This is a genomic window from Enterobacillus tribolii, assembly GCF_003363015.1.
Classification (GTDB): Bacteria; Pseudomonadota; Gammaproteobacteria; order Enterobacterales; family Enterobacteriaceae; genus Enterobacillus; species Enterobacillus tribolii.
Genome location: NZ_QRAP01000002.1, coordinates 186,370 through 208,472, shown reverse-complemented (window position 1 = coordinate 208,472; position 22,103 = coordinate 186,370). Strand labels below are relative to the sequence as shown.

Sequence of the window (22,103 nt, the reverse complement as noted above, 5' to 3'; positions counted from 1 at the left end):
GTTACACCCAGCCTTTTTCGCGGAAGTCCTTCAGCACGCGCACGAAGGCTTCCATTTCAGCCGGCGTTCCCAGCGTCAGGCGGCTCCAGCCCAGCGCGGGCGGGAATTCCCGCCCGACCATCACATGGTGCTGTTTCATGCGATCCTGATAGATTTTCACTTCGCCTTTCACTTTATGAAACACGAAGTTGGCCTGAGAAGGCAGGTATTCCAGCCCCAGTTCATCCAGCGCTTTGGTGACGATGGCGCGGGAAACGTCCGCAGATTTACGGCTTACTTCGACAAACGTTTTATCGTCCAGTGAAGCCAGCGCCGCCACGGCACCGGCCGTGTTGGTGTTGTCCAGGGAGACGAAGTTTTCCGTTTCTGCAATCAGCGCGGCATCCGCAATGCCATAGCCGATGCGCAGCCCGGCCAGCGCATAAATTTTCGAGAACGTGCGGGTCACCACCACGTTTTTCTGCCCTGCGCTGACCAAACCGACCGCGCTTTTAAATGCCGGATCGCTGACGAACTCCGCATAGGCTTCGTCAATGATGAACAACGTGTCGGCCGGCGCCTCTTTGATCCATCCTTCCAGGCTGACCGCCGGGGTAATCGTGGCCGTCGGGTTATTCGGGTTACACAAATAGACGATGGAATGCCCGTCGAACCCGCTGACTTTTTGCCGCATCACGTCCAGGTCGAACGCCAGTTGCGCATTCAGCGGCACCTTGACGATCTCTGCGCCCAGCGGCTTCGCATACAGTTCCGCGTAATTGAAGGTCGGATCAGGCACCACCAGCTGTACTTTTTTCTGCTGCTGCTGCGCGCGGGCCACCGCGGCCTGAATCACGGCCTGAATCGTCTCAGACGAACCGTTGCCCAGCGTGATGTTTTCCGTTTTGAGCTGATAATGCGCCGCGAGGCGCTCAATCAGAGCCTCGCGCGCCGCATCGGGGTAGCGGAAGGCGCCGGGCAATGCATCAATGACCGCCTGACGCGCCTGCGCGGACATACCCAGCGAGTTTTCATTGAAATTGAGCAACAACGGCGCTGTTTCCGTCGGCACGACCGCAGCGGCGATCGAACCGGAGACACTCACCGAAGCCTGATTTTGCGCCAGGGCGCGGTTCAGCACGCCTCCCAGCGACAGCCCGCCAAGCAGCAGGCCGGATGATTTGAGCAGAGTACGACGATCCATAACAAATTCCCTGTAATCAAATAAACACGACAACAGGGCTCAGAATACCTATCCAATACCGACAAAATCAACTATCTATGCACAAAATATGACTTAACATTCACTTATCGCCGGCGCGCCGTTTTTACTGCTTTGAGGATGACGAACTTCCGGTTGCTCGCCACGGTGACGCAGTTACCAAATAACTTTTTGATTTTCTGGTAATAATCCAGGTGACGGTTCCCGACAATATACAGTTCGCCGCCGGTCGTCAGGCAGCGCCGGGCATCGGCGAACATCTGCCAGGCCACGTGATCGGTAATAGTATGCTGCTGATGAAACGGCGGGTTGCACAATACCGCGCGCAGACTGTCATTCTCCACGCCGGCCAGCGAATTGTTCACGCGAAACTCACAGCGGGACACATCCTGCGCCCGGTTGTTTTCCACATTGAGCCGCGCGGACGCCACCGCCATGTAAGACTCGTCGCAGAACAGCACCTGCGCCTGCGGGTTTTTCGCCAGCGCCGTCAGCCCGATAACCCCGTTGCCGCAACCAAGATCGGCCAGCGTTCCCTCCAGACCGGCGGGCAGGTGTTCCATGAAGAAACGCGCCCCGATATCCAGCCCGCTGCGGGAAAACACCGCGGGATAGTTACTGATTTCACAATCCGTATTGTCCAGCGCCCAGCGGGTTAACGGCTGCCATTCACCCGCCGTACGCGGCTCCGGCCTGCAGTAAATCAGGCGGGATTTTTTCCATGCCAGCGACGTGGTTGTGGCGCCAAGCAGCGACTCAAACAGTTGCAGGGTGGAAGTATGAATGTCGCGCGCTTTGGCAGCGGCGAGGATCACGGTGTCTTGCGCCACGACGTCACGCAGGGCGTGAAGCTGATGTTCCAGCAGCGCCAGGGTTTTGGGAACTTTGATCAGCACCAGCGCCGGAGCGGGCGGCAGCGGAGCCAGGCTGTCCAGCAGCGTCACATCGTCCTGCCCGATGCCGTTAAGCCGCAGGTTATGCCGCGTCGCCAGTTGGCTGATGTAGGAATCGCTGATGCTGTACACCCGGTGCCCGTTCAGGGCGCAGGCCAGCGTGCCGAAAGCGTCATTAAACAGGAGAACGGGTCTTTCGCCGACGGCGCCGGTGTCCGCGTGTTGCAGCAGATATTCGTCCGCCGCTTCCCAGGCTTGCAGTGACTCATCTCCCGCCTGCGGCGGATAGCGCTCAAGCTCCAGCCGCTTCTCTCCGAGTTCCAGTTGGCCCATGGCCCCTCCCGATGGATAAAACAAAAAAACGGGCATGCGTCCCGCGCTCATGCCGTACAATAGGGCGCTATTGTACCTGAAGGGGAGCGAGATGGAGCGACTGACTTATCTGACCGGCTATCCGGAGCATCTGCAACAGCAGGTGCATCAACTGCTGGCGCAAAATCGCCTGGGCGAAGTCCTGCTGAAGCGCTATCCCGACACACATGACTTTACCACCGACCGCGCGCTGTATCAGTTCACTACAGAGCTGAAAAATCAATATCTGCGCAATGCTTCTCCCATCAGTAAAGTGCAGTACGACAGCAAAATCCACGTACTGAAAAATGCGCTGGGCCTGCATACCGCGGTTTCACGGATTCAGGGCAACAAGTTGAAAGCCAAGGCGGAAATCCGCGTGGCGACCGTGTTCAAAACCGCGCCGGAAGCGTTTTTACGCATGATCGTGGTGCATGAACTGGCCCACCTGCGGGAAAAGGATCACAACAAGGCTTTTTACGCCCTGTGCTGCCACATGGAACCCGGCTATCACCAGCTGGAATTCGACACCCGTCTTTACCTGACACATCTGGAGCTATGCGGCACGCTGTACGGGTAACACGTACAGATGCCAATTACGTGTGTCAGGCACAAAAAACGGTTTCGTTCCTGTGTTACTCTGAAAAAATGATTTAGCTTTCAGGAGTACACCCATGATTCGCCTGGCCGTTATCGGCACTAACTGGATTACCCAACGTTTTATCGATGCCGCCATAGAGACGGGCAAATTTCAATTAACCGCCGTTTACTCCCGTACTCTGGAGCAGGCCCAGGCTTTCGCGGCGCCCAACCAGGTCACTCTGTGTTTCGACTCCCTTGAGGAACTTGCCCGCTGCGATCAGGTTGATGCGGTTTACATCGCCAGCCCGAACTCCCTGCACTGCCCGCAGTCGCTCCTGATGATGCGGCACAAGAAGCACGTTATTTGTGAAAAGCCGCTGTCGTCCAACCTGCGCGAAGCAGAACAAATGGTGTCCTGCGCGCGGGAAAATCAGGTCGTCTTGTTCGAAGCGTTCAAAACCGCCTGTATTCCCAATTTTATTTCGCTGCAAAAAACGATGTCGCGGGTAGGGAAACTGCGTAAGGTCTTTTTCAATTATTGCCAGTATTCATCCCGCTATCAGCGTTATCTGGACGGACAGAACCCGAACACGTTCAATCCCGAATTCTCCAACGGTTCCATCATGGATATCGGCTACTACAGCCTGAACAGCGCCGTGTTTCTGTTCGGTGAGCCGTTGTCGCTAAAGGCGAACGCCTCGCTGCTGGCATCCGGCGTTGATGCGCACGGCAGCGTCTGCATGGATTACGGCGACTTTGACGTCGTGATCTTCCACTCTAAGGTCAGTAATTCAGATATCCCCAGCGAGATTCAGGGAGAAGACGGAACGCTGATCATCGAAAAGATTTCCGAGTGTCAGAAACTGACATTTACGCCGCGCGGCGGCATCCCGGTAAACATTACGCTGCCGCAGCATGAAAACACGATGTATTACGAGGCTGACGTGTTTGCCCGGCTGATCAGTTCCAACGAATATGAACACCTGGGGCTGCGCATGTCTCCGATTACCGCCAAGCTGCTGACCGAAATTCGCCGGCAAACCGGCGTTAAATTCCCGGCGGATGAGGCCTGAAAGGGATTGCGGGGGAGAGGACGAACGCTCTCCCCGAGCGTTAAACGCGCTGAACCGAGGCTTTCTGGCGCCCACCCTGGCTCAGAACGACCAGCGCCAGCACAATCAACGTAATACCGCTCCCTTCTACCGCACCGGGATTTTCCCCCAGCAGCCACCAGGAGAGCAGCACGCCGCACACCGGAACGGCCAGCGTGCAAAGCCCAGCAACGCCGGCGGGCAGGTTCTTCAGCACATACAGCCATAGCACCCAACCCAGCGCCGTCGCCAGGACGGCGTTATAGGTCAGCGCCATAAATACGTAGGGATGCCATACCACCGGCTGCTGCGGCACCAGCAAGGCAACCACGCACAGCACCAGCGCGCCGGCCGCCATTTGCCAGGTGGTCAGGGAAAGCAGATCGACCGAGGGATAGCGGGCATAAACCCGCTTCGCCAGGACGGCGCTGGCTCCCCAGCTCACCCCGGACAAAATCGCCAGCAGCGGGCTTTGCCAGGAACCGGACATCCGCCAGGGCTGCAACACCAGGATCAACCCCGCCGCGGCAATGACGATCGCCAGGTACTGTATGCGCCGCATCCGTTCGTTGAGGAACAACGCCGCCAGCAGAATGACCCAAAACGGCATGGTATAGGTCAGAATCGCAACCTTCCCCGCTCCGCCGCTGACCAGCGCCCACTGAGAAAATCCCGTCATGCCGCCCGTTTGCAGCAGGCCGATGGTCAGCGTGGGCCAGAACGGCGGCGGTTTCATCCCCCTTCCGCGCACCCGGAGCACCACAAACAGCAGCAGCGCGCCCAGCAGGCTGCGGGCGGCCGCGAAGTCAAACGCCCCCATATAGGGCGTGACGGATTTCATCACGATCCAACTATAGCTCCAGATCAACGTCAGGGCCGCCAGGCCGCCGAACGCTACCGGATTGGCTCTTCCGGCCATTTTTCTTCTCACTTCATTAACACTGCAGGTAGGCGAACTATACCCCACTTACGAAAGAATGAAACTGCGCCCGCGTCGCCGGTAATATTTCGTAATAGCATTGGAGAATTTCAGTAAAACCCTCTAATTTGATAAGCGCCCTTTCGTCTGATTTCCAGGAGATTTCATGTCCGCATCCCAGACCCGTCCCCTCGCCATCTTGCTTATGGGCGACGCCCCGCTCCCCGTACGCGGCCCGAACGGCAATTTCGATGACATGTTTTTACAGCTCGGGGATATCGACCCGGCCGGCGCGGAAATCATCAATTTGCCGCAGGGAGAACGTCCGCGCGGGCCGGAACATTACCGCGGCGCGATCGTAACCGGTTCTCCCGCGATGGTGACCGACGCTCTGCCCTGGAGCGAGCAAACCGCCGTTTGGCTGCGTCAGGCGGCGGACGCGGGCTTACCGCTGTTCGGCACCTGTTACGGGCATCAGCTGATGGCATATGCATTCGGCGGCGAGGTGGGTTATCACCCGCAGGGGATGGAAATCGGTACGCTGGAGGTTGAGCTGCTGCCCGGCGCGCAGCAGGACCCGTTGCTCAAACAGATGCCGGTGCGTTTTCGCGCCAACATGATCCACGCCCAAAGCGTGCTGCGCGTGCCGGAAGGCGCCACCGTGCTGGCGCGTTCGGCGCATGACGCCCATCAGGCCATCCGTTACCGCCCGAATGTCTTCAGCACCCAGTTTCACCCCGAATTCAGCGGCGCGGTGATGCAGGATTATCTGACCTGGATAGAAAGCGAAAATCCGGAAAACGCGGCGCTGTACCGTGAGCGCCTGCGCACCGCTGCGGATACGCCGGAGAGCCGGGGTATTCTGCAGACGTTCGTCAAAAACCTGTAAAACGTGCGGCATGTCCTATTTTTCCCGATTAATACCCGGGTAAATCATCGCCATCGTGACGCTAAACCGCACTGACATGGCAGAATCCCGCTCTGTCAGCGTGGATAACCAGAATAAATCATTTCATCCTTTTCCATATCTGCCGCACATTCGTGCGGCATTTCCCTCTTAATGCAGAACTCCGCATTATTTTCCAGAAATTGGGCTTATCTGACCACGCAGATCACCTATACTGGCGGAGCAAACACATTTAATTACATGTCTGAACGGAAATTAATCAGACAAATAATAAAAGAAAAATTGGAAATACAGGTTATGAAAAAACAGTCTGGTTTTGTGCGTTTTATTACGCAGGGAAGTCTTGTCGGGCAAATCCTGGTGGGATTGTTGTTGGGTATCGCGCTGGCGTTGGTTTGGCCCTCCGGCGCACAGGCGGCAGGCCTGCTGGGTTCACTGTTCGTCAGCGCGCTGAAAGCGGTGGCGCCGATCCTGGTCTTCGTTCTGGTTTCAGCGTCTATCGCCAATCATAAACAGGGTCAGCGCACCAATATGCGTCCGATTCTGGTGCTGTACCTGCTGGGCACCTTCTCTGCGGCGCTGGTGGCCGTGGTGATGAGCTTCGCGTTTCCTTCCACGCTGGCGCTCGTCGTCGCCAATAACGACATTACCCCTCCCGGCGGCATCGTCGAGGTGCTGAAGACCCTGTTGATGAACGTCGTGGACAACCCGTTCCGCGCCCTGACCACCGGTAACTTTATTGGCATTCTGGCATGGGCCATCGGCCTGGGCCTCGCGCTGCGCCATGCTTCCGACACCACGAAACAAGTGATCGGCGACCTTTCTTACGGCATCACCTTCATCGTACGCGTGGTTATTCGCTTCGCACCGCTGGGTATTTTCGGTCTGGTTTCCTCCACGCTGGCGGAAACCGGTTTCGACGCCCTGCGCGGGTATGCGCAGCTGTTAGTCGTGCTCGTCAGCGCCATGTTGCTGGTGGCGTTCGTGATCAACCCGCTGATCGTTTTCTGGCAAATCCGCCGCAATCCTTATCCGCTGGTGCTGACCTGCCTGCGCGAAAGCGGCATTACCGCCTTCTTTACCCGCAGCTCCGCCGCCAATATTCCGGTCAACATGGAGCTGTGTAAAAAGCTGAAGCTGAATGAGGACACCTACTCAGTTTCAATCCCGCTCGGCGCCACCATTAACATGGCCGGCGCGGCCATCACCATTACGGTGCTGACCCTGGCCGCCGTTCATACGCTGGGCATCACCGTGGATCTGCCGACGGCGCTGCTGCTGAGCGTTGTGGCCTCCGTCTGCGCCTGCGGCGCCTCCGGCGTTGCGGGTGGTTCACTGCTGCTGATCCCTCTGGCCTGTGGCTTGTTCGGCATCAACAGTGATATCGCCATGCAGGTCGTGGCCGTCGGCTTCATCATCGGCGTTCTGCAGGACTCCTGTGAAACGGCGCTGAACTCGTCAACCGACGTGCTGTTTACCGCAGCCGCATGCCAGGCCGCAGAACAAAAACAGGAACAGGCGCAGACAAACTAAGCGCGCAATATGAAAGCGCCCGCATCAGGCGGGCGCTTTTTCTTTCCGTTCAGCCTTTCCTCACAGCGTTACGCCGCTCTTAAAAATCGCCAACTCACGGAAATCATTCACTTCATTGCAGGTCTTTTTCCCGCCGGCAACACCGACGATCAGATCGACAAAGCTGTCCAGCAACTGATCCATCGTCTTCCCATGCAGTAGCTGCCCGGCATCAAAATCAATCCAATGCGGCTTTTTCAACGCCAGTTCGCTGTTGGTCGCCAGCTTCACCGTGGGTACGAAGCCGCCGTAAGGCGTGCCGCGCCCGGTGCTGAACAGCACCATATGACATCCGGCGCCGGCCAGCGCGCTGGTCGCGACCGCATCATTCCCCGGCGCGCTGAGCAAATTCAGGCCCGGCGTTTTCAGCCGTTCCCCGTAGCCCAGCACGTCCATCACCTGGCTTTGCCCGGCTTTCTGGGTACAGCCCAGGGACTTCTCCTCCAGCGTCGTGATACCGCCGGCTTTGTTGCCCGGCGACGGATTTTCATAGATCGGCTGGTTATGCTCAATGAAGTACTGTTTGAAGTCGTTGACCATCGCTACCGTTTTCTCAAACGTGGCCCGATCATGGCACCGGCTCATCAGAATCTGCTCCGCGCCGAACATCTCCGGCACTTCGGTCAATACGCTGGTGCCGCCGTTGGCGATAACGTAGTCCGAGAAGCGCCCCAGCAGCGGATTGGCCGTGATGCCGGATAAACCATCCGAGCCGCCGCACTCCAGCCCGAAACGCAGTTCGCTCAGCTTGCCGGCGCTGCGGCGATCGCCGCGCATCTGTTGATAGAGCTGATGCAGGTGCTCAACGCCGGCTTCCACCTCGTCATCCTGTTGCTGGCAAACCATGAAATGGACACGCTGCGGATCGTATGCGCCCAGCGTGTCACGGAACGCGGCAATCTGGTTATTTTCGCATCCCAGGCCGACCACCAGCACCGCGCCTGCGTTGGGATGGCGTACCATGTTTTGCAGCATGGTGCGGGTGTTCAGGTGGTCATCCCCCAGTTGCGAACAACCGAAAGGATGGGTGAACAGATAGGCGCCGTCGATCTCCGCAGCATCGTTGCTCTCTTTCAGAAAACGTTGCAGCATCTGACGTGCCATGCCGTTGACACAGCCCACGGTCGGCAGGATCCACAGCTCATTGCGTATCCCCACTTCGCCGCTGGCGCGGCGATAGAGCTGCACGTCACGATCCGCCTTCTGCAGCGCAGGTTCGCTGAACTCAGGCTGATATTGATAGCTGTCTAAATCGCTGAGATTGGTCTTCGCATTCTGGGAATGAATATGCGCTCCTGCTGCCACCGCCGCCAGCGTATGCCCGATGGGCAAGCCGTATTTGACAATCGCCTCTCCCGCGGCCAGCGGATGCAGGGCAAATTTATGCCCGCGGGCAATGGCGGCCGGTAAGAGGAGATTCTGCTCTCCGACGGAAATCGTTTCCCCGGCGGCAAGATCGCACAGCGCCACGGCGACATTATCAGAAGGATGAATTTTGATTACGCTTTGCATAAAAGATCCCGGCTGATCGCGTCAGCAGTATGCGGCAACCGCGATCCGCATTCCCTGCTGCACGATGGCCTGTAAATGTTCACCGACCTGCACGGTCAGCCCCGGAATGTCATTCAAGTCCTGCCCCCAGTGCTGCTCATCCGCCAGCACGCGGGCGGTCAGATCGCGCAGGCTCAGCTGCCCGGCATCCGCCTGCGGCCACCACTGCGCAAAACGTTCCAGCCAGTGGGCGTCATCCTGCAACGGATAATTTTCCGTACCGCGCTGACCGCGGTAAAAGGCGATCAACGCCGCCAGGGCAAAGGTTAACCGCACGGGAAGCTGCCCCTTCTGCCGGTAGTAAGCCAGCAACTGAGGCAGGATGCGGGTGCGGTATTTGGTCATGCCGTTCAGCGCAATCGACAGTAACTGGTGCTGAATAAACGGGTTACGGAAACGGCTCAGCACCGCCGCGGCAAAAGAATTCAGCTCATCCGCCGGTAAATCGAGCACCGGTACGATTTCCCCGGCAATGGTTTTTTCCACGAAACCGGCGATTTGCGCGTCGTTCATGCTTTCGCCAACGGTATCCAGGCCGGCTAAATACGCAACCGGCACCAGCGCGGTATGGGCGCCGTTGAGGATCGCCACCTTCCGCTCTTTATACGGACGAATATCGTCCACGATACGGATATTCAGCGGATATTGCCGGAGGCACAACTCATCGGCCAGGGATGCCGGCCCCTGAATCACGAACAGGTAAAAATATTCACCGGTGTCCCAAAACGCGTCGCGGTACCCCATCTCCTGCTCCAGCGCCGCGACTTCATCGCGCGGGTAACCGGTGACGATGCGATCCACCAGGGTGGAGCAAAACGTGTTGTGCTGTTCCAGCCAGGCGGTGAACGCCTGCGGCAGTTCCCACTGGCGGGCATAACGCAATACCAGCTCCCGCAGGGCTTCGCCGTTATAGTCGATCAGTTCGCAGGGCAACAGGATCAGGCCTTTGTCCGCCGCGCCGTCAAAGTGGCTAAAACGCTCGTAAAGCAGGCGGGTCAGTTTGGCAGGATAACTGGCCGGTGGCGCATCGCTCAGCCGATCTTCGGCAACATAGCTGATGCCCGCCTCCGTGGTGTTAGAGAATACGAAGCGGATATTGGCGTCGCGCGCCAGCGCCAGAAATGCCTCAAAGTCCTGATAAAGATTAATCTCGCGGTTAACGGAGCGGATCAGACGGGAATCGCGCACCGTTTCGCCCTGCTCGTTGAGGCCGCGAATGATGGTGGTATACAGGCCGTCCTGGGTATTCAGCGAGGGCGGGAAGTCACTGTTGAGGGGACGAACCACCACCACGCCGGCGTTCAGATCGGTATGTTCATTCAGCAGGTCCAGTTGCCAGTCGACGAAGGCACGTAAAAAATTGCCCTCGCCGAACTGGATAACTTTGTCCGGGTGCTGGCGCCCCGGGAAATCGCGACGATTCAGGGTGTTCATTGTAGGATTAACCTTTAGAGATACCGCATCCGGCGGCGGAAAAACCGGCAGGCGGCATCAGCGCCGCCCGCCTGCGGATTACAGCTCAATCGCGAAATAGTTTTTCGCGTTGTCAAAACAGATATTTTTTACCATGTCGCCCAGCAGCCCCATGTCTGCCGGGGCTTCGCCGTCGGCCACCCAGCGACCGATCATCTGGCACAGAATGCGGCGGAAATATTCATGGCGGGTATAAGACAGGAAGCTACGGCTGTCGGTAAGCATGCCCACAAAACGGCTCAGCAGCCCGAGCTGCGCCAGCTGCGTCATCTGACGCTGCATGCCGTCCTTCTGATCGTTGAACCACCAGCCGGAACCGAACTGCATCTTGCCCGCCATGCCTTCTCCCTGGAAGTTACCGACCATGGTTCCCAACACTTCGTTATCACGCGGGTTAAGGCAATAAAGGATCGTTTTCGGCAAACCGCCGTTGCGGGCCTGCGCGTCCAGCAAGCGCGACAGCGGTTGTGCGACCGGCGCGTCGTTGATGGAGTCAAAACCGATATCCGGCCCGATGCGTTCAAACATCAGTGAATTGTTATTGCGCAGCGCGCCGATGTGATACTGCTGCACCCACCCGCGCTTCTGATATTCACCGCCCAGGAACAGCAGGACGCCGGTTTTGAACTGCGCCACCTCGCGCTCCGTCAGTGCTTCGCCCTGCAGACGACGGCTCAGGATGGCGTCCAGCGCGCTTTCATCCGCTTCAGCGTACATCACGACGTCCAGCGCATGGTCCGAAACCTTACAACCGTGCGCCGCGAAGTGCTCCATGCGCACGCTCAGCGCACGGCACACGTCGCTGAAACGGCGGATGTCCACATCCGCGGCGGCACCCAGCTTCTGCATATAGTCAGCGAACGTCGCCGCATCAATATTGAAGGCTTTATCCGGACGCCAGCTCGGCAGCACCTTGACGGTAAAGCTGCTGTCGTCAGCGATGGCCTGGTGATGGTGCAAATCGTCAATCGGATCGTCGGTGGTTCCGACCATCTTCACGTTCATTTGTTGCATGATGCCGCGGGCGCTGAACTCATCACGCTCCAGCAATGCATTGCAGCGGTTCCAGATATCCTCTGCGGTCTGGCCCGACAGCAAGGTGCCGGTGATCCCAAACGGACGGCGCAGTTCAAGGTGCGTCCAGTGATAAAGCGGGTTGCCGATGGTATGCGGCACCGTTTCCGCCCAGGCCTGAAATTTTTCGCGATCGCTGGCGTCGCCGGTGCACAGACGCTCCGCCACGCCGTTGGTACGCATGGCGCGCCATTTATAGTGATCGCCTTTCAACCAGATGTCATACAGGTTTTTAAAACGGTAATTCTGGGCGATCTGCTCAGGCGGCAAATGACAGTGATAATCAAAAATGGGCTGTTCAGCCGCATACTCATGGTACAAACGGCGGGCAAATTCAGTATCCAGCAGAAAATCTTCGGTCAAAAACTGAGACATGTCGGGGTTCCTCAGATGCATAATTTTTCGCATGGCGGTTTTATTAGTGGTAAAAGTTATCACACCAATTTTAAAACGCGTCCAGTATTTTTTCCGCCATCATACGCTTAAATGGTAAAGGTGAAGCAAAAATCACGCTTTAAACACAATTTAATGGCGAAGAAAAGCAATCATTCATGCCAATTATTATTCCTTAACGCAAAAATGGTTTTTGTGATATCACTCAACTTTTAAATCTGTATGACAAGTTATCTTACCCACCGCAGAAACAGGCTCTGACCTTCCGATTTCACAGCGAAAACCAGACCAAACATCTGCCATAAAAGAAAAATTCAGGACTTTCATCAGCGCAATCATGCAACCGCCAGCATAAAAAAATGAAGGCGGCGTTCCATCACCGGCATACCAATCCGGCGCTGATACTCAGGGAATATCAACTCATAGCGACGACCGGCTCTTTTTCCGCGTCGCTATAACCGCTTACGGGTGCAGGGGCATCCGCATAACGAAAGTGAAGACCGGAGAGTTAACATGCGTAAGATTAAAGGGTTGCGCTGGTATATGATCGCGCTGGTGACCATTGGCACCGTGCTCGGTTATCTGACCCGTAACGCCATCGCCGTGGCAGCCCCGACGTTACAAGACACGCTGCACATCACAACTCAGCAATACTCCTACATTATCGCCGCCTATTCCGCCTGCTATACCGTTATGCAGCCGGTCGCCGGGTACGTTCTCGACCTGCTGGGCACCAAAGTAGGCTACGCGGTGTTCGCCATTCTGTGGGCGCTGTTCTGCATGGGGACTGCGTTAGCCAACAGCTGGGGCGGACTTGCCATCGCCCGTGGCGCCGTAGGTATGGCGGAAGCAGCGATGATCCCTGCCGGCCTGAAAGCCAGCAGCGAATGGTTTCCGGCCAAAGAGCGCTCCATTGCCGTCGGTTATTTCAACGTGGGTTCTTCTATAGGCGGCATGATCGCCCCGCCGCTGGTGGTGTGGGCCATCGTGGCGCACAGCTGGGAAATGGCGTTTATCATCACCGGCGCACTGAGCCTGATTTGGGCCATCAGCTGGTTGCTGTTCTATAAGCACCCGAAAGATCAGAAAAAACTCAGCGATGAAGAGCGTGACTATATCCTGAGCGGTCAGGAAGCCCAGCACCAGACCGGCAACCAGAAGAGGATGAGCGCCAGGGAAATCCTGCGTAACCGTCAGTTCTGGGGGATCGCGCTGCCGCGTTTTCTGGCCGAGCCGGCCTGGGGGACGTTCAATGCCTGGATCCCGCTGTTTATGTTCAAGGCGTATGGCTTCAACCTGAAAGAGATCGCCATGTTCGCCTGGATGCCGATGCTGTTTGCCGACCTGGGCTGTATCGTCGGCGGCTATCTGCCTCCGTTGTTCCAGAAATATTTCAAGGTCAACCTGATCGTATCGCGCAAGATGGTGGTCACCATGGGCGCCCTGCTGATGATCGCCCCCGGTACCATCGGCCTGTTCACCAGTCCGTACGTCGCCATCGCCCTGCTGTGCATCGGCGGATTCGCCCACCAGTCACTCTCCGGGGCGCTGATTACGCTCTCTTCCGACGTATTCGGCCGTAATGAAGTTGCTACCGCCAACGGGCTGACCGGCATGGCGGCATGGATGGCAAGCACCCTGTTCGCGCTGGTCGTCGGCGCGCTGGCCGATACGATTGGCTTCAGCCCGCTGTTTGCCTGCCTGGCGATTTTCGACCTGCTCGGCGCGCTGGTTATCTGGACCGTTCTGCAAAACCGCACGGCGGCAGAAACCGGAACGCCACAACCGAGGCAGCAAAACGCGACGGCCTGATCCACCTTCCCTTCTCCAACCGCCGGTTTCCCGGCGGTTTTTTACCCCCCGATATTGTGATGTTACGGCTGGTATGCAAATAGGATATAGTGGTATAACAACCGGGCCGGAAAGTACGGCCTTCCGATGACCGACTGCTATAACCGCTTACTGATAATAGAGTGCGTATGATGGAACCTGCGGAACCCAGAAGACTATATCAACAGCTTGCTTGCGAACTGAAACGACGTATTGAGTCCGGCGTTTACTCCGTGGGCGAAAAACTGCCCGCCGAGCGTTTCATCGCCGAAGAGATGAACGTCAGCCGCACCGTGGTGCGCGAAGCCATCATTATGCTGGAGGTTGAAGGTTACGTCGAAGTACGCAAAGGCTCCGGCATTCACGTTATCAGCAATCAGCGCAAGCAGTTGGAACTGCCCAACGCCAACATGGAATTCGCCAGCGTCGGCCCCTTCGAACTGTTGCAGGCACGCCAGCTCATTGAGAGCAATATCGCGGAATTCGCCGCCACGCAGGTGACCAAGCAGGACATCGTCACGCTGATGGAGATCCAGGAGCAGGCGCGCAAAGAAGATCACTTCCGCGACTCAGAATGGGATCTCAAGTTCCACGTTCAGGTAGCGCTTGCGACGCAAAACTCCGCCATGGCGACCATCGTGGAGCAGATGTGGATCCAGCGGGTGCATAATCCTTATTGGATCAAGCTGCATGAGCACATTGACGAGCGCTCCATCGCCAGTTGGTGCGACGATCACGATCAGATCCTGCGGGCGTTGATGCGTAAAGATCCGCATGGCGCCAAGGTGGCGATGTGGCAACATCTGGAAAACACCAAGCAGATGCTGTTCCATGCTACATCGGATGATTTCGAATTTAACGTCGACCGCTATCTGTTTGCGGAAAACCCGGTCGTCCACCTGGATACGGCGTCCGGCGGGCAGAATTTGAAATAGCGCCGTGCGCGTAAGGATATTTGCACCCTGCGCCCCCCAGCGCCTATACTCTTTTCCGGTGATGGTGTTCCACCTTCGGTCTGCTTTCGCGGGCTGAAAACCGCCGGGGTTAATCCCGGCTGATGACGCCTGGCAAAATACGTTGCTCACCCGGATAACGGGGCAGAGCAGGCGGGTTGCCGGGTGTCTGTTTTTCTTTCCCGCTGCTGCGCTTGCCTTTCCGTCATACTATTTCCGGGTGATATCCGATCATTGTTAATCCCCCGGCGGGATTTCAGGAGTTTTTAATGAGTTACGGCATGACATTACTTATTGTCGCATTTGGCGGAGCCGCAGGCGCGATCAGTCGCTTTCAGGTTACCAACTGGTTTGCCGCCTGGTTCGGTAACGGTTTTCCCTACGCCACACTGGCCGTAAACATCGTGGGTTCTTTCATTATGGGCCTGCTGAGCGCCGCCCTGATGAACGGTACGTTGATCGCCCCGCACTGGCGCCCGCTTATCGGGGTGGGTTTTCTCGGCGCATTGACGACGTTTTCCACGTTCTCCTTTGACACCCTGGCGCTGTTCACCCAGGGGTACTGGCTGAAAGCGGCGCTGAACGTGGTGCTGAACCTGGTGTTTTGCCTGTCGGCCGTCGCCGTTGGTTACGCACTGCTGAGCCGCGGCAGCGGCCAAATGTAAATGGCCGGAAAAAGCAGCGATGCATTAACCAACACCCTGCTTTCTGAAAATACCGACTTTTGACAATATTCCTTCTACAACTCCTATTTTCTACTGTTTCAGTGCGCTCTCTTTTGTTAAAGTGAGCGCAGTTTTTCTCCATGTATCCGGGCGCAACAAGATATTGAAGCACTTCATCTCTGCCATCTTTTTTCCGTTATTGCTTTGCTGGGTCAGCGTGGCCTCCGGCAAGACGGCTATTACATGGCAGTCACAGGGCTTCTTCGGTTTTTCCGAGCATCCGATTGCCGATCCGGTTTCTGATTACCACCTTCTGCTGCCGGAGAACGGCAATCAGAAATATAAACGCCGCTATACCACGCATCAGTTAAGCGCCCTATTGCGTTTCCAGCAAGGCTCCAGCCTGATACAGGCACGGCACAACACGCCGCAGCCTGACTCGCTGTCGCAGGCGTTGCATATTCCGTATATCCCGTCCATCAAGCCAACGCTCTTCCGCACGCCGCCGCTGGCAACTATCCTTAACCGGGTAAGGTTGTTTCCTCCGCAGCAAAACCGGTTGGGTGGCTGGAAAGAGAGTAATATTCAATACAGAGGCAAGCTGACTTATCACACATGCTACGCGTAGCGAGGCGATAAGATTTAGCTGGCTCCCACCTTTTCAGTCGCTTTTCAACAGCCGCCGGGTATACCGGAGGAAGAGGGGAGCATGAACTCAGTACCCAGGAATCACCGATGGACATCATAAAAGATTTAGTACATGCCCTGTGGAATCAAGACTACGACATGCTGGCCGATCCTTCGCTGGTATGGGCGATTTACGGCGTTTTATTCATCATTCTGTTCCTTGAAAACGGCCTGCTCCCCGCGGCGTTTTTACCCGGAGACAGCCTGCTGATCCTGGTCGGCGTACTGATCGCCAAAGGCACCATGGGCTTCCCCATGACGTTGTTGATCCTCACCAGCGCAGCCAGTCTTGGCTGTTGGGTGGGCTACATACAGGGGAAATGGCTGGGTAATACCAAACTGGTGCAAACCTGGCTTACTCACCTGCCCGCGCATTATCACCAGCGCGCGCACCAGCTTTTTCACCGTCACGGCCTCGCCGCCCTGCTGATTGGCCGTTTTCTGGCGTTCGTGCGTACCCTGCTGCCCCTGATTGCCGGGCTGTCCGGCCTGAACAACGCCCGTTTTCAGTTCTTCAACTGGATGAGCGGTTTCCTGTGGGTCATCATTTTGACGTCTTTCGGGTTTATGCTCGGCAAAACCCCGATTTTCCGCCACTATGAAGAACAGCTGATGTTCATCCTGATGATGCTGCCGTTAGTTCTGCTGGTGTGCGGGCTGGTTGGCTCGCTGATCGTTCTGTGGCGTAAAAAGAACACCAATACGGCTCCCGGTCAGGAGAAGAACAAATAATTATGCGTGGAACGGCCGCGCTGTGGCTGACAGCGGCATTTACGCTCATCTGCCTGTTCGTTATCCTGCTTCCCTCTTCCGGGAAGCAGGATAACGATTTGCAAATCCGCGCCGGCGCGGCAGGCCAAACGGTTCCTGATGGTTTCTACGTCTATCAGAAACTGCATGAAAAAAACATTCCCGTACATGATATTACGCTGACGGAACAAGGTCTGCGGATCCATCTGGAAAAGCCCCAGCAGCGAGACGTCGCCCGCCGGGTGCTACTCGCTTCGCTGCCAAAAGGCATCATCATCACCTCATCTCCCGCTTCCACAGGCTTTAACCGCTTTTTACCCAAAACGCCGCCTGCCAGCGCACATTTACGCTAATTTCTTTATACCCATTATGGTTAGATGATTATGCGGTGATTTCTCCTGCCCGCATTGTTTTGGCCCGCCGTATGTCGGGAGGAATAGATAAAATAGTTTTGCGATCGTTAATTAATCCCGCTATGTTAAAAGACCATGTCGGTAACGTTAAGGAGTTTAATAATGGCAAATGAGACTACTTCAGAACAACTGCGCGCCGAGCTAAAAGCACTGGCAGACACCCTGGAAGAAGTACTGAACTCTTCTGCGGATAAACCCAAGGCCGAGTTGGAAAAACTGCGTACCAAAGCGCAAAACGCGTTAGCGGATACCCGCGATCGCCTCAGCAATGCCAGTGAAAAAGTCGCCAGCCAAACCAAAGAGCTGGCCGGACGCGCCGACAACTACGTGCATGACAAGCCGTGGGCTGGCGTAGGTATCGGTGCCGCCGTTGGCGTGGTGCTTGGCGTTCTGCTGGCCCGCCGTTAATAATGACCGATCGTTCCCCGGAGGAGAGAGGCCCCGCGATCGGGGCTCTTCGTATCGGCCAGCGCATCATGACCCTGCTGGTCAGCATGGCGGAGACGCGTTTGCGTCTCGCTGTGGTTGAGCTGGAAGAAGAGAAAAACCACCTCATCCAGTTGCTGATGATGGCCGGGATTACGCTGCTGTTCACCGCGTTCGGCCTGATGACGCTGCTCATCCTGATTTTCCTGGCCGTTGATCCCGCTTATCGTCTGACGGCGCTGGCGATTACCGCCGCTATTCTGCTCGGGTTGGCGCTTATCGGCGTCATCTGGACATTGAGCAAAGCGCGCCGCTCTACGCTGCTGGGCGCAAGCCGCCGCCAACTGGCAATCGACCGTGAATTGCTGGAGGACAAAAGAAAGTGAGCCGCAGCCGCAAGGATCTGCAACAGGAAAAAGCCCGCCTGCTGGGCCAGATTCAGCAACAGCGCCTTGATCTGGCCGCACAGCGTAGCGCGTGGCTGGAAAAAACCGCGCCGCTCGATCACGGCGTTTCCGTTCTCCTCGGCTGGCGCAAGTACCTGGTGTTCGCCTCCGGCCTGTTTGCCCTCTATAGCGCCCGCCACCCCGTTAAAGCGCTGCGCTGGTCACGCTATGTCGCCAGCACATGGGGAGCGATCCGCTTGGTACGCCGTACTTTCCGCGCCTGATTTCCCCACAGAATTACCCCGCTTTCTTATTAATTTCATCACGTTAGCATAACATTTAAATTATCTGTTTAAGTCAGTACAGTTTGTACTCCCATCCATATCCAAACGAAAAATCTCATTATAACCCACTGATATAAGATATTTTCTTTTAAAAATTAAGATTCATTTTTTTTGATGAAGATTGACAATTTTACTCGCTAACACTTCGGATCAGTTTCTCCTACCATTACTCCATCGCAAAGACACGGGCTGATAACCGCCCCACCATGTTTATAAACCGCTGCGGCGGAAATCTTTTTTTTTGACGGAGTTTGAAATGAAAAACGTAGAAAACGCAGGCCTGTTGATTGCCCGTATCCTGATGCCGATTCTGTTCATCGTTGCCGGTTACGGCAAAGTGACCGCCTACGCCGGCACGCAACAGTATATGGAAGCCATGGGCGTTCCGGGCGCATTGCTGCCGCTGACCATTCTGCTGGAGCTGGGTGGCGGACTGGCGGTACTGTTCGGCCTGCTGACCCGTACAACGGCGCTTATCACCGCCTTGTTTACCCTGTTGACGGCGTTCCTGTTCCACAACAACTTTGCAGACGGCGTGAACCAGATTATGTTTATGAAGAACTTCACCATCGCCGGCGGTTACCTGTTGCTGGCCATCGTTGGCCCGGGCGCATACAGCATCGATCGCCTGCTGAACAAAAAATGGTAAGGTCGTTTTTCCGCGGGGGCGATAGCGATATCGCCCCCGCATCCTGCTTTAACTGGTTGGGAGGTACTCCATGGGAAGATTAGTTGATGGCGTCTGGCAGGACGTCTGGTACGACACGAAATCCACCGGCGGGCACTTCAAACGCACCACCGCGCAGTTTCGCAACTGGCTCACCCGCGACGGTCAGCCCGGCCCACAGGGAGAAGGCGGCTTCGCGGCGGAAAAAGATCGCTACCATCTGTACGTTTCCCTCGCCTGCCCCTGGGCCCACCGCACACTGCTGATGCGCAAGCTGAAAGGCCTTGAGGCGATGATCCCGGTTTCCGTGGTCAACCCCCTGATGTTCGAACACGGCTGGACCTTCGCGACGGATTTTCCGGACGTAACCGGCGACGATTTATATCAGTCAGATTATCTGTATCAGCTTTATCTCAAAGCCGACCCGCATTACAGCGGCCGGGTTACCGTGCCCGTACTGTGGGACAAAAAGCGCCAGACCATCGTCAGCAACGAGTCCGCCGAAATCATTCGTATGTTCAACGAGGCATTTGATGATTTGGGCGCCACGCCGGGCGATTATTACCCGCCGGCGCTGCGCGCGCAGATTGATGAACTGAATGGCTGGATCTACGACACGGTAAACAACGGCGTCTACAAAGCGGGTTTCGCCACTTCTCAGGAAGCGTATGACGAAGCCGTCGGCATCCTTTTCACGTCACTCGAACGGCTGGAAGACATTCTGGCGCGCCAGCGTTACCTGACCGGTGCGAACCTGACCGAAGCCGATTTACGTTTGTGGACCACCTTGATCCGCTTCGATCCGGTTTACGTCACGCATTTTAAATGCGACCTGAAGCGCCTGAGCGACTTCCCCAACCTGTACGGTTTCCTGCGCGACATCTACCAGATGCCGGGCATCGCGCAGACGGTAAATTTCGCCCATATCCGCAACCACTACTACCGCAGCCACAAAACCATTAACCCGACGGGTATTATCTCCATCGGCCCGCAGCAGGATCTGAATGCGCCGCATGATCGCGCGAGCAAATTCGGCTGATCCTGCCTACTGCCCGGCGTCACTCAGCTTTTGCGCCGGGCGGTCCAGCATACGGCAAAAATAATCAGCGCCCCGCCGGCCACCATACGCAGCGAGGGCGTTTCATGAAACAGCACCCATGCCACTAAGATCGCATAGACCGGTTCCAGTGCGATAATCATCGCCGCCACCCGCGCCTTCAGCACCTGCAGACTATTGATAAACAAGCTGTACGCCAGCCCGGTGCACAGCAGGCCGAGGCAGGCGATCCATAACCAATCGATGCCGGACACAGCAGGAACGTCGCGCAGACAGAAAGGGGCAAGCAGCACCAACACCGTCAGATTCTGCCACCAGCACACCTGACCGCCGTTGATGCTGGCCGCCGCGCGGCGGTTTGCCAGCGCCAGCAGCGCATAGATAAGGCCGGACAGCACGCCCCACATCAGCCCTTCCGTCGCACGGTTGTCAAAACTGAAATCCGGCGTGACCAGCACCAGGCCGATGGAAACCAGCGCAATCAACAGATATTCCGCCCCGGTAAGTTTTTCCCTGAACAGCACCCCTTCCAGCAACGCCACGAAAGCGGGAAAACACGCGAACCCCAGCGTTCCAACTGCCACGCCGCCAACCTTAACAGCAATGAAAAACGTTACCCAGTGCGCACACAACAGCGCGCCGCAGGCGCACAGGCTGACAACGCCGCGCACGGTTAAATCCTGCCAGGGGAAACGACGCAGCCGGAGCAACAGCAACGACATCGCCGCCAGGGCGAAAGCGGAGCGGCCGAACACCAGCATGGAGGCGCTGCTGGCAATCAGTTTGCCGAAGATACCGGAAATGCCGAACAGAACGGTAGCGCCATGCATCTGCCACAAAGCACGGCGCCGTATTACGTCAATGTTCATCATGATGACTCAGCGGGCCAGCAGCTTGGGGATCTCCCGCAGCAACCAGGACTTGGCTTCGCCCATGCTGTCACGACGCCAGGCCATAATGATGTCGGTCTCTGCACTGTACTCCGCGCTGACCACACGCAGCCGGCCCTGCGCAATGTCTTCCTCCACCATCGGATAAGGCATGGTCGCAACGCCCAGGCCCTGCAACAGCGCCCGCCGCTTATCTTCCATCGAGCTGACCGTCATCCGGGGCTGCTTGTCCAGCAACTGTACCGTCAATACCGGGCGCTCGCGTGCGGTATCCGCCACCGCAATGCCGCGGTATTTCACGCGCGTCGCCTCAGACAGCGGTTCCGGCTCCTGATGAATCGGGTGGTCCGGGCTGGCGACGTACACGCTCATCACTTTATACAGCTTGCGCATGTTCACTTCGGAGGACGAACGGAAATGCAGGTCGGGAGCCAACACGATGTCCGCCTTGCCCTGTTCCAGCCGCTCCCATGCCCCCGCCAGCACTTCGGTCACCAGGGAAATCTGGGTGTTGGCCTTCTGCGCCAGTTTCTCCACCAACGGGAAAAGCTGGGCTGCGGGCACCAGCGCCTCGCAAACCACGGTGATATGCGTTTCCCAGCCGCGCGACAGCGCTTCCGCATCAGCGGTCAGCTTGTCCGCCGCTTCCAGCAAAATGCGGCCGCGCTCCAGCAACATACGCCCGACATTGGTGAACTTGGTACGATGTCCCGAGCGATCAAACAGCACCACGTCGAGTTCTTCTTCCAGTTTCTGCATGGTGTAACTCAGTGCCGAGGGCACTCTGCCCAGCTCATCCGCCGCCGCCGCGAAACTACCGCGGCGGTCAATGGCATCCATAACCCGTAGGGCTTCCAGCGTCAGCGCACGATCTTTACTCATAACATCCTTCTGTTCAGGAATTTTGAATATAGTGACCAGATTAACTGGCTAACAATCCGGCGTCCAGACGCTTACTATAACAGCATGAATTATCCGATAATCGCCGCCCGCCGGCTTATGGAAATTAACGCCATATTCACAGCGAC

General features: G+C 56.8%; 23 protein-coding genes and 1 riboswitch. Of the genes, 15 read left to right on the top strand and 8 right to left on the bottom strand.

The features are described from left to right. Window position 1: 1 nt before the first annotated feature. Window positions 2-1,183 (bottom strand): pyridoxal phosphate-dependent aminotransferase, encoded by a 1,182-nt coding sequence (locus C8D90_RS05710; RefSeq protein ID WP_115457465.1) that lies wholly within the window; start codon window positions 1,181-1,183, stop codon window positions 2-4. A gap of 104 nt (window positions 1,184-1,287) precedes the next feature. Then, on the bottom strand, window positions 1,288-2,427 hold the full coding sequence (gene rlmG / locus C8D90_RS05705; protein ID WP_115457464.1) for a 23S rRNA (guanine(1835)-N(2))-methyltransferase RlmG: 1,140 nt from the start codon (window positions 2,425-2,427) through the stop codon (window positions 1,288-1,290). A 91-nt stretch (window positions 2,428-2,518) separates the two neighbouring features. Here rlmG and C8D90_RS05700 point away from each other — a divergent pair, with 91 nt between their 5' ends. Continuing rightward, a complete protein-coding gene (locus tag C8D90_RS05700; RefSeq protein WP_115457463.1) occupies window positions 2,519-3,025 on the top strand; it encodes a M48 metallopeptidase family protein in 507 nt (168 codons plus the stop codon). Window positions 3,026-3,119: 94 nt separating this feature from the next. Further along, entirely contained in the window at window positions 3,120-4,100 is a 981-nt protein-coding gene (locus C8D90_RS05695; RefSeq protein WP_115457462.1) for a Gfo/Idh/MocA family protein, read from the top strand. A gap of 40 nt (window positions 4,101-4,140) precedes the next feature. Here C8D90_RS05695 and C8D90_RS05690 read toward each other — a convergent pair whose 3' ends face one another. Continuing rightward, complete coding sequence (locus C8D90_RS05690) at window positions 4,141-5,037, bottom strand: DMT family transporter (RefSeq protein ID WP_115457461.1); 897 nt, start codon at window positions 5,035-5,037, stop codon at window positions 4,141-4,143. Between the two features lie 166 nt (window positions 5,038-5,203). On the opposite strand from C8D90_RS05690, the gene C8D90_RS05685 reads away from it, so the two are divergent. Both C8D90_RS05685 and sstT read left to right on the top strand, forming a co-directional pair. Further along, the gene (locus C8D90_RS05685) at window positions 5,204-5,926 is read left to right on the top strand and encodes a glutamine amidotransferase (RefSeq protein WP_115457460.1); all 723 of its coding nucleotides are present in this window, start codon (window positions 5,204-5,206) and stop codon (window positions 5,924-5,926) included. Between the two features lie 315 nt (window positions 5,927-6,241). Continuing rightward, window positions 6,242-7,477, top strand: coding sequence for a serine/threonine transporter SstT (gene sstT / locus C8D90_RS05680; protein ID WP_115457794.1), 1,236 nt, complete (start codon window positions 6,242-6,244; stop codon window positions 7,475-7,477). Window positions 7,478-7,537: 60 nt separating this feature from the next. On the opposite strand, the gene C8D90_RS05675 is transcribed toward sstT, so the two are convergent. From C8D90_RS05675 to uxaC, 3 genes are all read right to left on the bottom strand, one after another. Continuing rightward, window positions 7,538-9,028 carry a UxaA family hydrolase gene (locus tag C8D90_RS05675; protein WP_115457459.1) on the bottom strand — a complete coding sequence of 497 codons (1,491 nt, stop codon included), beginning with the start codon at window positions 9,026-9,028 and terminating at the stop codon, window positions 7,538-7,540. Window positions 9,029-9,049: 21 nt separating this feature from the next. Then, window positions 9,050-10,501, bottom strand: a complete 1,452-nt coding sequence (locus C8D90_RS05670; RefSeq protein WP_115457458.1) for a tagaturonate reductase — start codon at window positions 10,499-10,501, stop codon at window positions 9,050-9,052. A 78-nt stretch (window positions 10,502-10,579) separates the two neighbouring features. After that, window positions 10,580-11,989: a glucuronate isomerase gene (gene uxaC, locus C8D90_RS05665; RefSeq protein ID WP_115457457.1), complete on the bottom strand. Its 1,410-nt coding sequence runs from the start codon at window positions 11,987-11,989 to the stop codon at window positions 10,580-10,582. A 531-nt stretch (window positions 11,990-12,520) separates the two neighbouring features. On the opposite strand from uxaC, the gene C8D90_RS05660 reads away from it, so the two are divergent. The 11 genes from C8D90_RS05660 to C8D90_RS05610 all read left to right on the top strand — a co-directional run bounded on the left by C8D90_RS05660 (window position 12,521) and on the right by C8D90_RS05610 (window position 20,167). Then, window positions 12,521-13,819 carry an MFS transporter gene (locus C8D90_RS05660; protein ID WP_115457456.1) on the top strand — a complete coding sequence of 433 codons (1,299 nt, stop codon included), beginning with the start codon at window positions 12,521-12,523 and terminating at the stop codon, window positions 13,817-13,819. Between the two features lie 170 nt (window positions 13,820-13,989). Then, window positions 13,990-14,772, top strand: coding sequence for a transcriptional regulator ExuR (exuR, locus tag C8D90_RS05655; protein WP_115457793.1), 783 nt, complete (start codon window positions 13,990-13,992; stop codon window positions 14,770-14,772). Window positions 14,773-14,820: 48 nt separating this feature from the next. Beyond that, window positions 14,821-14,911, top strand: a riboswitch (Fluoride riboswitch). 160 nt (window positions 14,912-15,071) lie between these two features. Next, on the top strand, window positions 15,072-15,455 hold the full coding sequence (gene crcB, locus C8D90_RS05650; RefSeq protein WP_230472960.1) for a fluoride efflux transporter CrcB: 384 nt from the start codon (window positions 15,072-15,074) through the stop codon (window positions 15,453-15,455). Window positions 15,456-15,618: 163 nt separating this feature from the next. Continuing rightward, window positions 15,619-16,083, top strand: a complete 465-nt coding sequence (locus C8D90_RS05645) for a hypothetical protein (protein ID WP_115457454.1) — start codon at window positions 15,619-15,621, stop codon at window positions 16,081-16,083. Window positions 16,084-16,190: 107 nt separating this feature from the next. Then, complete coding sequence (locus C8D90_RS05640; RefSeq protein ID WP_115457453.1) at window positions 16,191-16,874, top strand: DedA family protein; 684 nt, start codon at window positions 16,191-16,193, stop codon at window positions 16,872-16,874. Between the two features lie 2 nt (window positions 16,875-16,876). Next, entirely contained in the window at window positions 16,877-17,245 is a 369-nt protein-coding gene (mzrA, locus tag C8D90_RS05635; protein ID WP_115457452.1) for an EnvZ/OmpR regulon moderator MzrA, read from the top strand. A gap of 162 nt (window positions 17,246-17,407) precedes the next feature. Continuing rightward, on the top strand, window positions 17,408-17,713 hold the full coding sequence (locus C8D90_RS05630) for a DUF883 family protein (protein WP_115457451.1): 306 nt from the start codon (window positions 17,408-17,410) through the stop codon (window positions 17,711-17,713). A gap of 2 nt (window positions 17,714-17,715) precedes the next feature. Next, window positions 17,716-18,117 carry a phage holin family protein gene (locus C8D90_RS05625; RefSeq protein WP_115457450.1) on the top strand — a complete coding sequence of 134 codons (402 nt, stop codon included), beginning with the start codon at window positions 17,716-17,718 and terminating at the stop codon, window positions 18,115-18,117. Continuing rightward, on the top strand, window positions 18,114-18,401 hold the full coding sequence (locus C8D90_RS05620; protein WP_115457449.1) for a YqjK-like family protein: 288 nt from the start codon (window positions 18,114-18,116) through the stop codon (window positions 18,399-18,401). Before C8D90_RS05625 ends, C8D90_RS05620 begins: the two co-directional genes overlap by 4 nt. Before the next feature lie 316 nt (window positions 18,402-18,717). Then, window positions 18,718-19,110 carry a DoxX family protein gene (locus tag C8D90_RS05615; protein ID WP_115457448.1) on the top strand — a complete coding sequence of 131 codons (393 nt, stop codon included), beginning with the start codon at window positions 18,718-18,720 and terminating at the stop codon, window positions 19,108-19,110. A gap of 70 nt (window positions 19,111-19,180) precedes the next feature. Beyond that, on the top strand, window positions 19,181-20,167 hold the full coding sequence (locus C8D90_RS05610; RefSeq protein ID WP_115457447.1) for a glutathione S-transferase family protein: 987 nt from the start codon (window positions 19,181-19,183) through the stop codon (window positions 20,165-20,167). A 23-nt stretch (window positions 20,168-20,190) separates the two neighbouring features. On the opposite strand, the gene C8D90_RS05605 is transcribed toward C8D90_RS05610, so the two are convergent. Next, a complete protein-coding gene (locus C8D90_RS05605; protein ID WP_230472959.1) occupies window positions 20,191-21,057 on the bottom strand; it encodes a DMT family transporter in 867 nt (288 codons plus the stop codon). 6 nt (window positions 21,058-21,063) lie between these two features. Beyond that, window positions 21,064-21,957, bottom strand: a complete 894-nt coding sequence (locus C8D90_RS05600; protein ID WP_115457446.1) for a LysR family transcriptional regulator — start codon at window positions 21,955-21,957, stop codon at window positions 21,064-21,066. Between the last annotated feature and the right edge of the window lie 146 nt (window positions 21,958-22,103).

What these genes read in the sequence shown, in the direction of transcription:
- C8D90_RS05710 (WP_115457465.1), bottom strand. Translation starts at nt 1,183, where the DNA reads ATGGATCGTCGTACTCTGCTCAAATCATCCGGCCTGCTGCTTGGCGGG.
- rlmG (WP_115457464.1), bottom strand. Translation starts at nt 2,427, where the DNA reads ATGGGCCAACTGGAACTCGGAGAGAAGCGGCTGGAGCTTGAGCGCTAT.
- C8D90_RS05700 (WP_115457463.1), top strand. Translation starts at nt 2,519, where the DNA reads ATGGAGCGACTGACTTATCTGACCGGCTATCCGGAGCATCTGCAACAG.
- C8D90_RS05695 (WP_115457462.1), top strand. Translation starts at nt 3,120, where the DNA reads ATGATTCGCCTGGCCGTTATCGGCACTAACTGGATTACCCAACGTTTT.
- C8D90_RS05690 (WP_115457461.1), bottom strand. Translation starts at nt 5,037, where the DNA reads ATGGCCGGAAGAGCCAATCCGGTAGCGTTCGGCGGCCTGGCGGCCCTG.
- C8D90_RS05685 (WP_115457460.1), top strand. Translation starts at nt 5,204, where the DNA reads ATGTCCGCATCCCAGACCCGTCCCCTCGCCATCTTGCTTATGGGCGAC.
- sstT (WP_115457794.1), top strand. Translation starts at nt 6,242, where the DNA reads ATGAAAAAACAGTCTGGTTTTGTGCGTTTTATTACGCAGGGAAGTCTT.
- C8D90_RS05675 (WP_115457459.1), bottom strand. Translation starts at nt 9,028, where the DNA reads ATGCAAAGCGTAATCAAAATTCATCCTTCTGATAATGTCGCCGTGGCG.
- C8D90_RS05670 (WP_115457458.1), bottom strand. Translation starts at nt 10,501, where the DNA reads ATGAACACCCTGAATCGTCGCGATTTCCCGGGGCGCCAGCACCCGGAC.
- uxaC (WP_115457457.1), bottom strand. Translation starts at nt 11,989, where the DNA reads ATGTCTCAGTTTTTGACCGAAGATTTTCTGCTGGATACTGAATTTGCC.
- C8D90_RS05660 (WP_115457456.1), top strand. Translation starts at nt 12,521, where the DNA reads ATGCGTAAGATTAAAGGGTTGCGCTGGTATATGATCGCGCTGGTGACC.
- exuR (WP_115457793.1), top strand. Translation starts at nt 13,990, where the DNA reads ATGGAACCTGCGGAACCCAGAAGACTATATCAACAGCTTGCTTGCGAA.
- crcB (WP_230472960.1), top strand. Translation starts at nt 15,072, where the DNA reads ATGACATTACTTATTGTCGCATTTGGCGGAGCCGCAGGCGCGATCAGT.
- C8D90_RS05640 (WP_115457453.1), top strand. Translation starts at nt 16,191, where the DNA reads ATGGACATCATAAAAGATTTAGTACATGCCCTGTGGAATCAAGACTAC.
- mzrA (WP_115457452.1), top strand. Translation starts at nt 16,877, where the DNA reads ATGCGTGGAACGGCCGCGCTGTGGCTGACAGCGGCATTTACGCTCATC.
- C8D90_RS05630 (WP_115457451.1), top strand. Translation starts at nt 17,408, where the DNA reads ATGGCAAATGAGACTACTTCAGAACAACTGCGCGCCGAGCTAAAAGCA.
- C8D90_RS05625 (WP_115457450.1), top strand. Translation starts at nt 17,716, where the DNA reads ATGACCGATCGTTCCCCGGAGGAGAGAGGCCCCGCGATCGGGGCTCTT.
- C8D90_RS05615 (WP_115457448.1), top strand. Translation starts at nt 18,718, where the DNA reads ATGAAAAACGTAGAAAACGCAGGCCTGTTGATTGCCCGTATCCTGATG.
- C8D90_RS05610 (WP_115457447.1), top strand. Translation starts at nt 19,181, where the DNA reads ATGGGAAGATTAGTTGATGGCGTCTGGCAGGACGTCTGGTACGACACG.
- C8D90_RS05605 (WP_230472959.1), bottom strand. Translation starts at nt 21,057, where the DNA reads ATGATGAACATTGACGTAATACGGCGCCGTGCTTTGTGGCAGATGCAT.
- C8D90_RS05600 (WP_115457446.1), bottom strand. Translation starts at nt 21,957, where the DNA reads ATGAGTAAAGATCGTGCGCTGACGCTGGAAGCCCTACGGGTTATGGAT.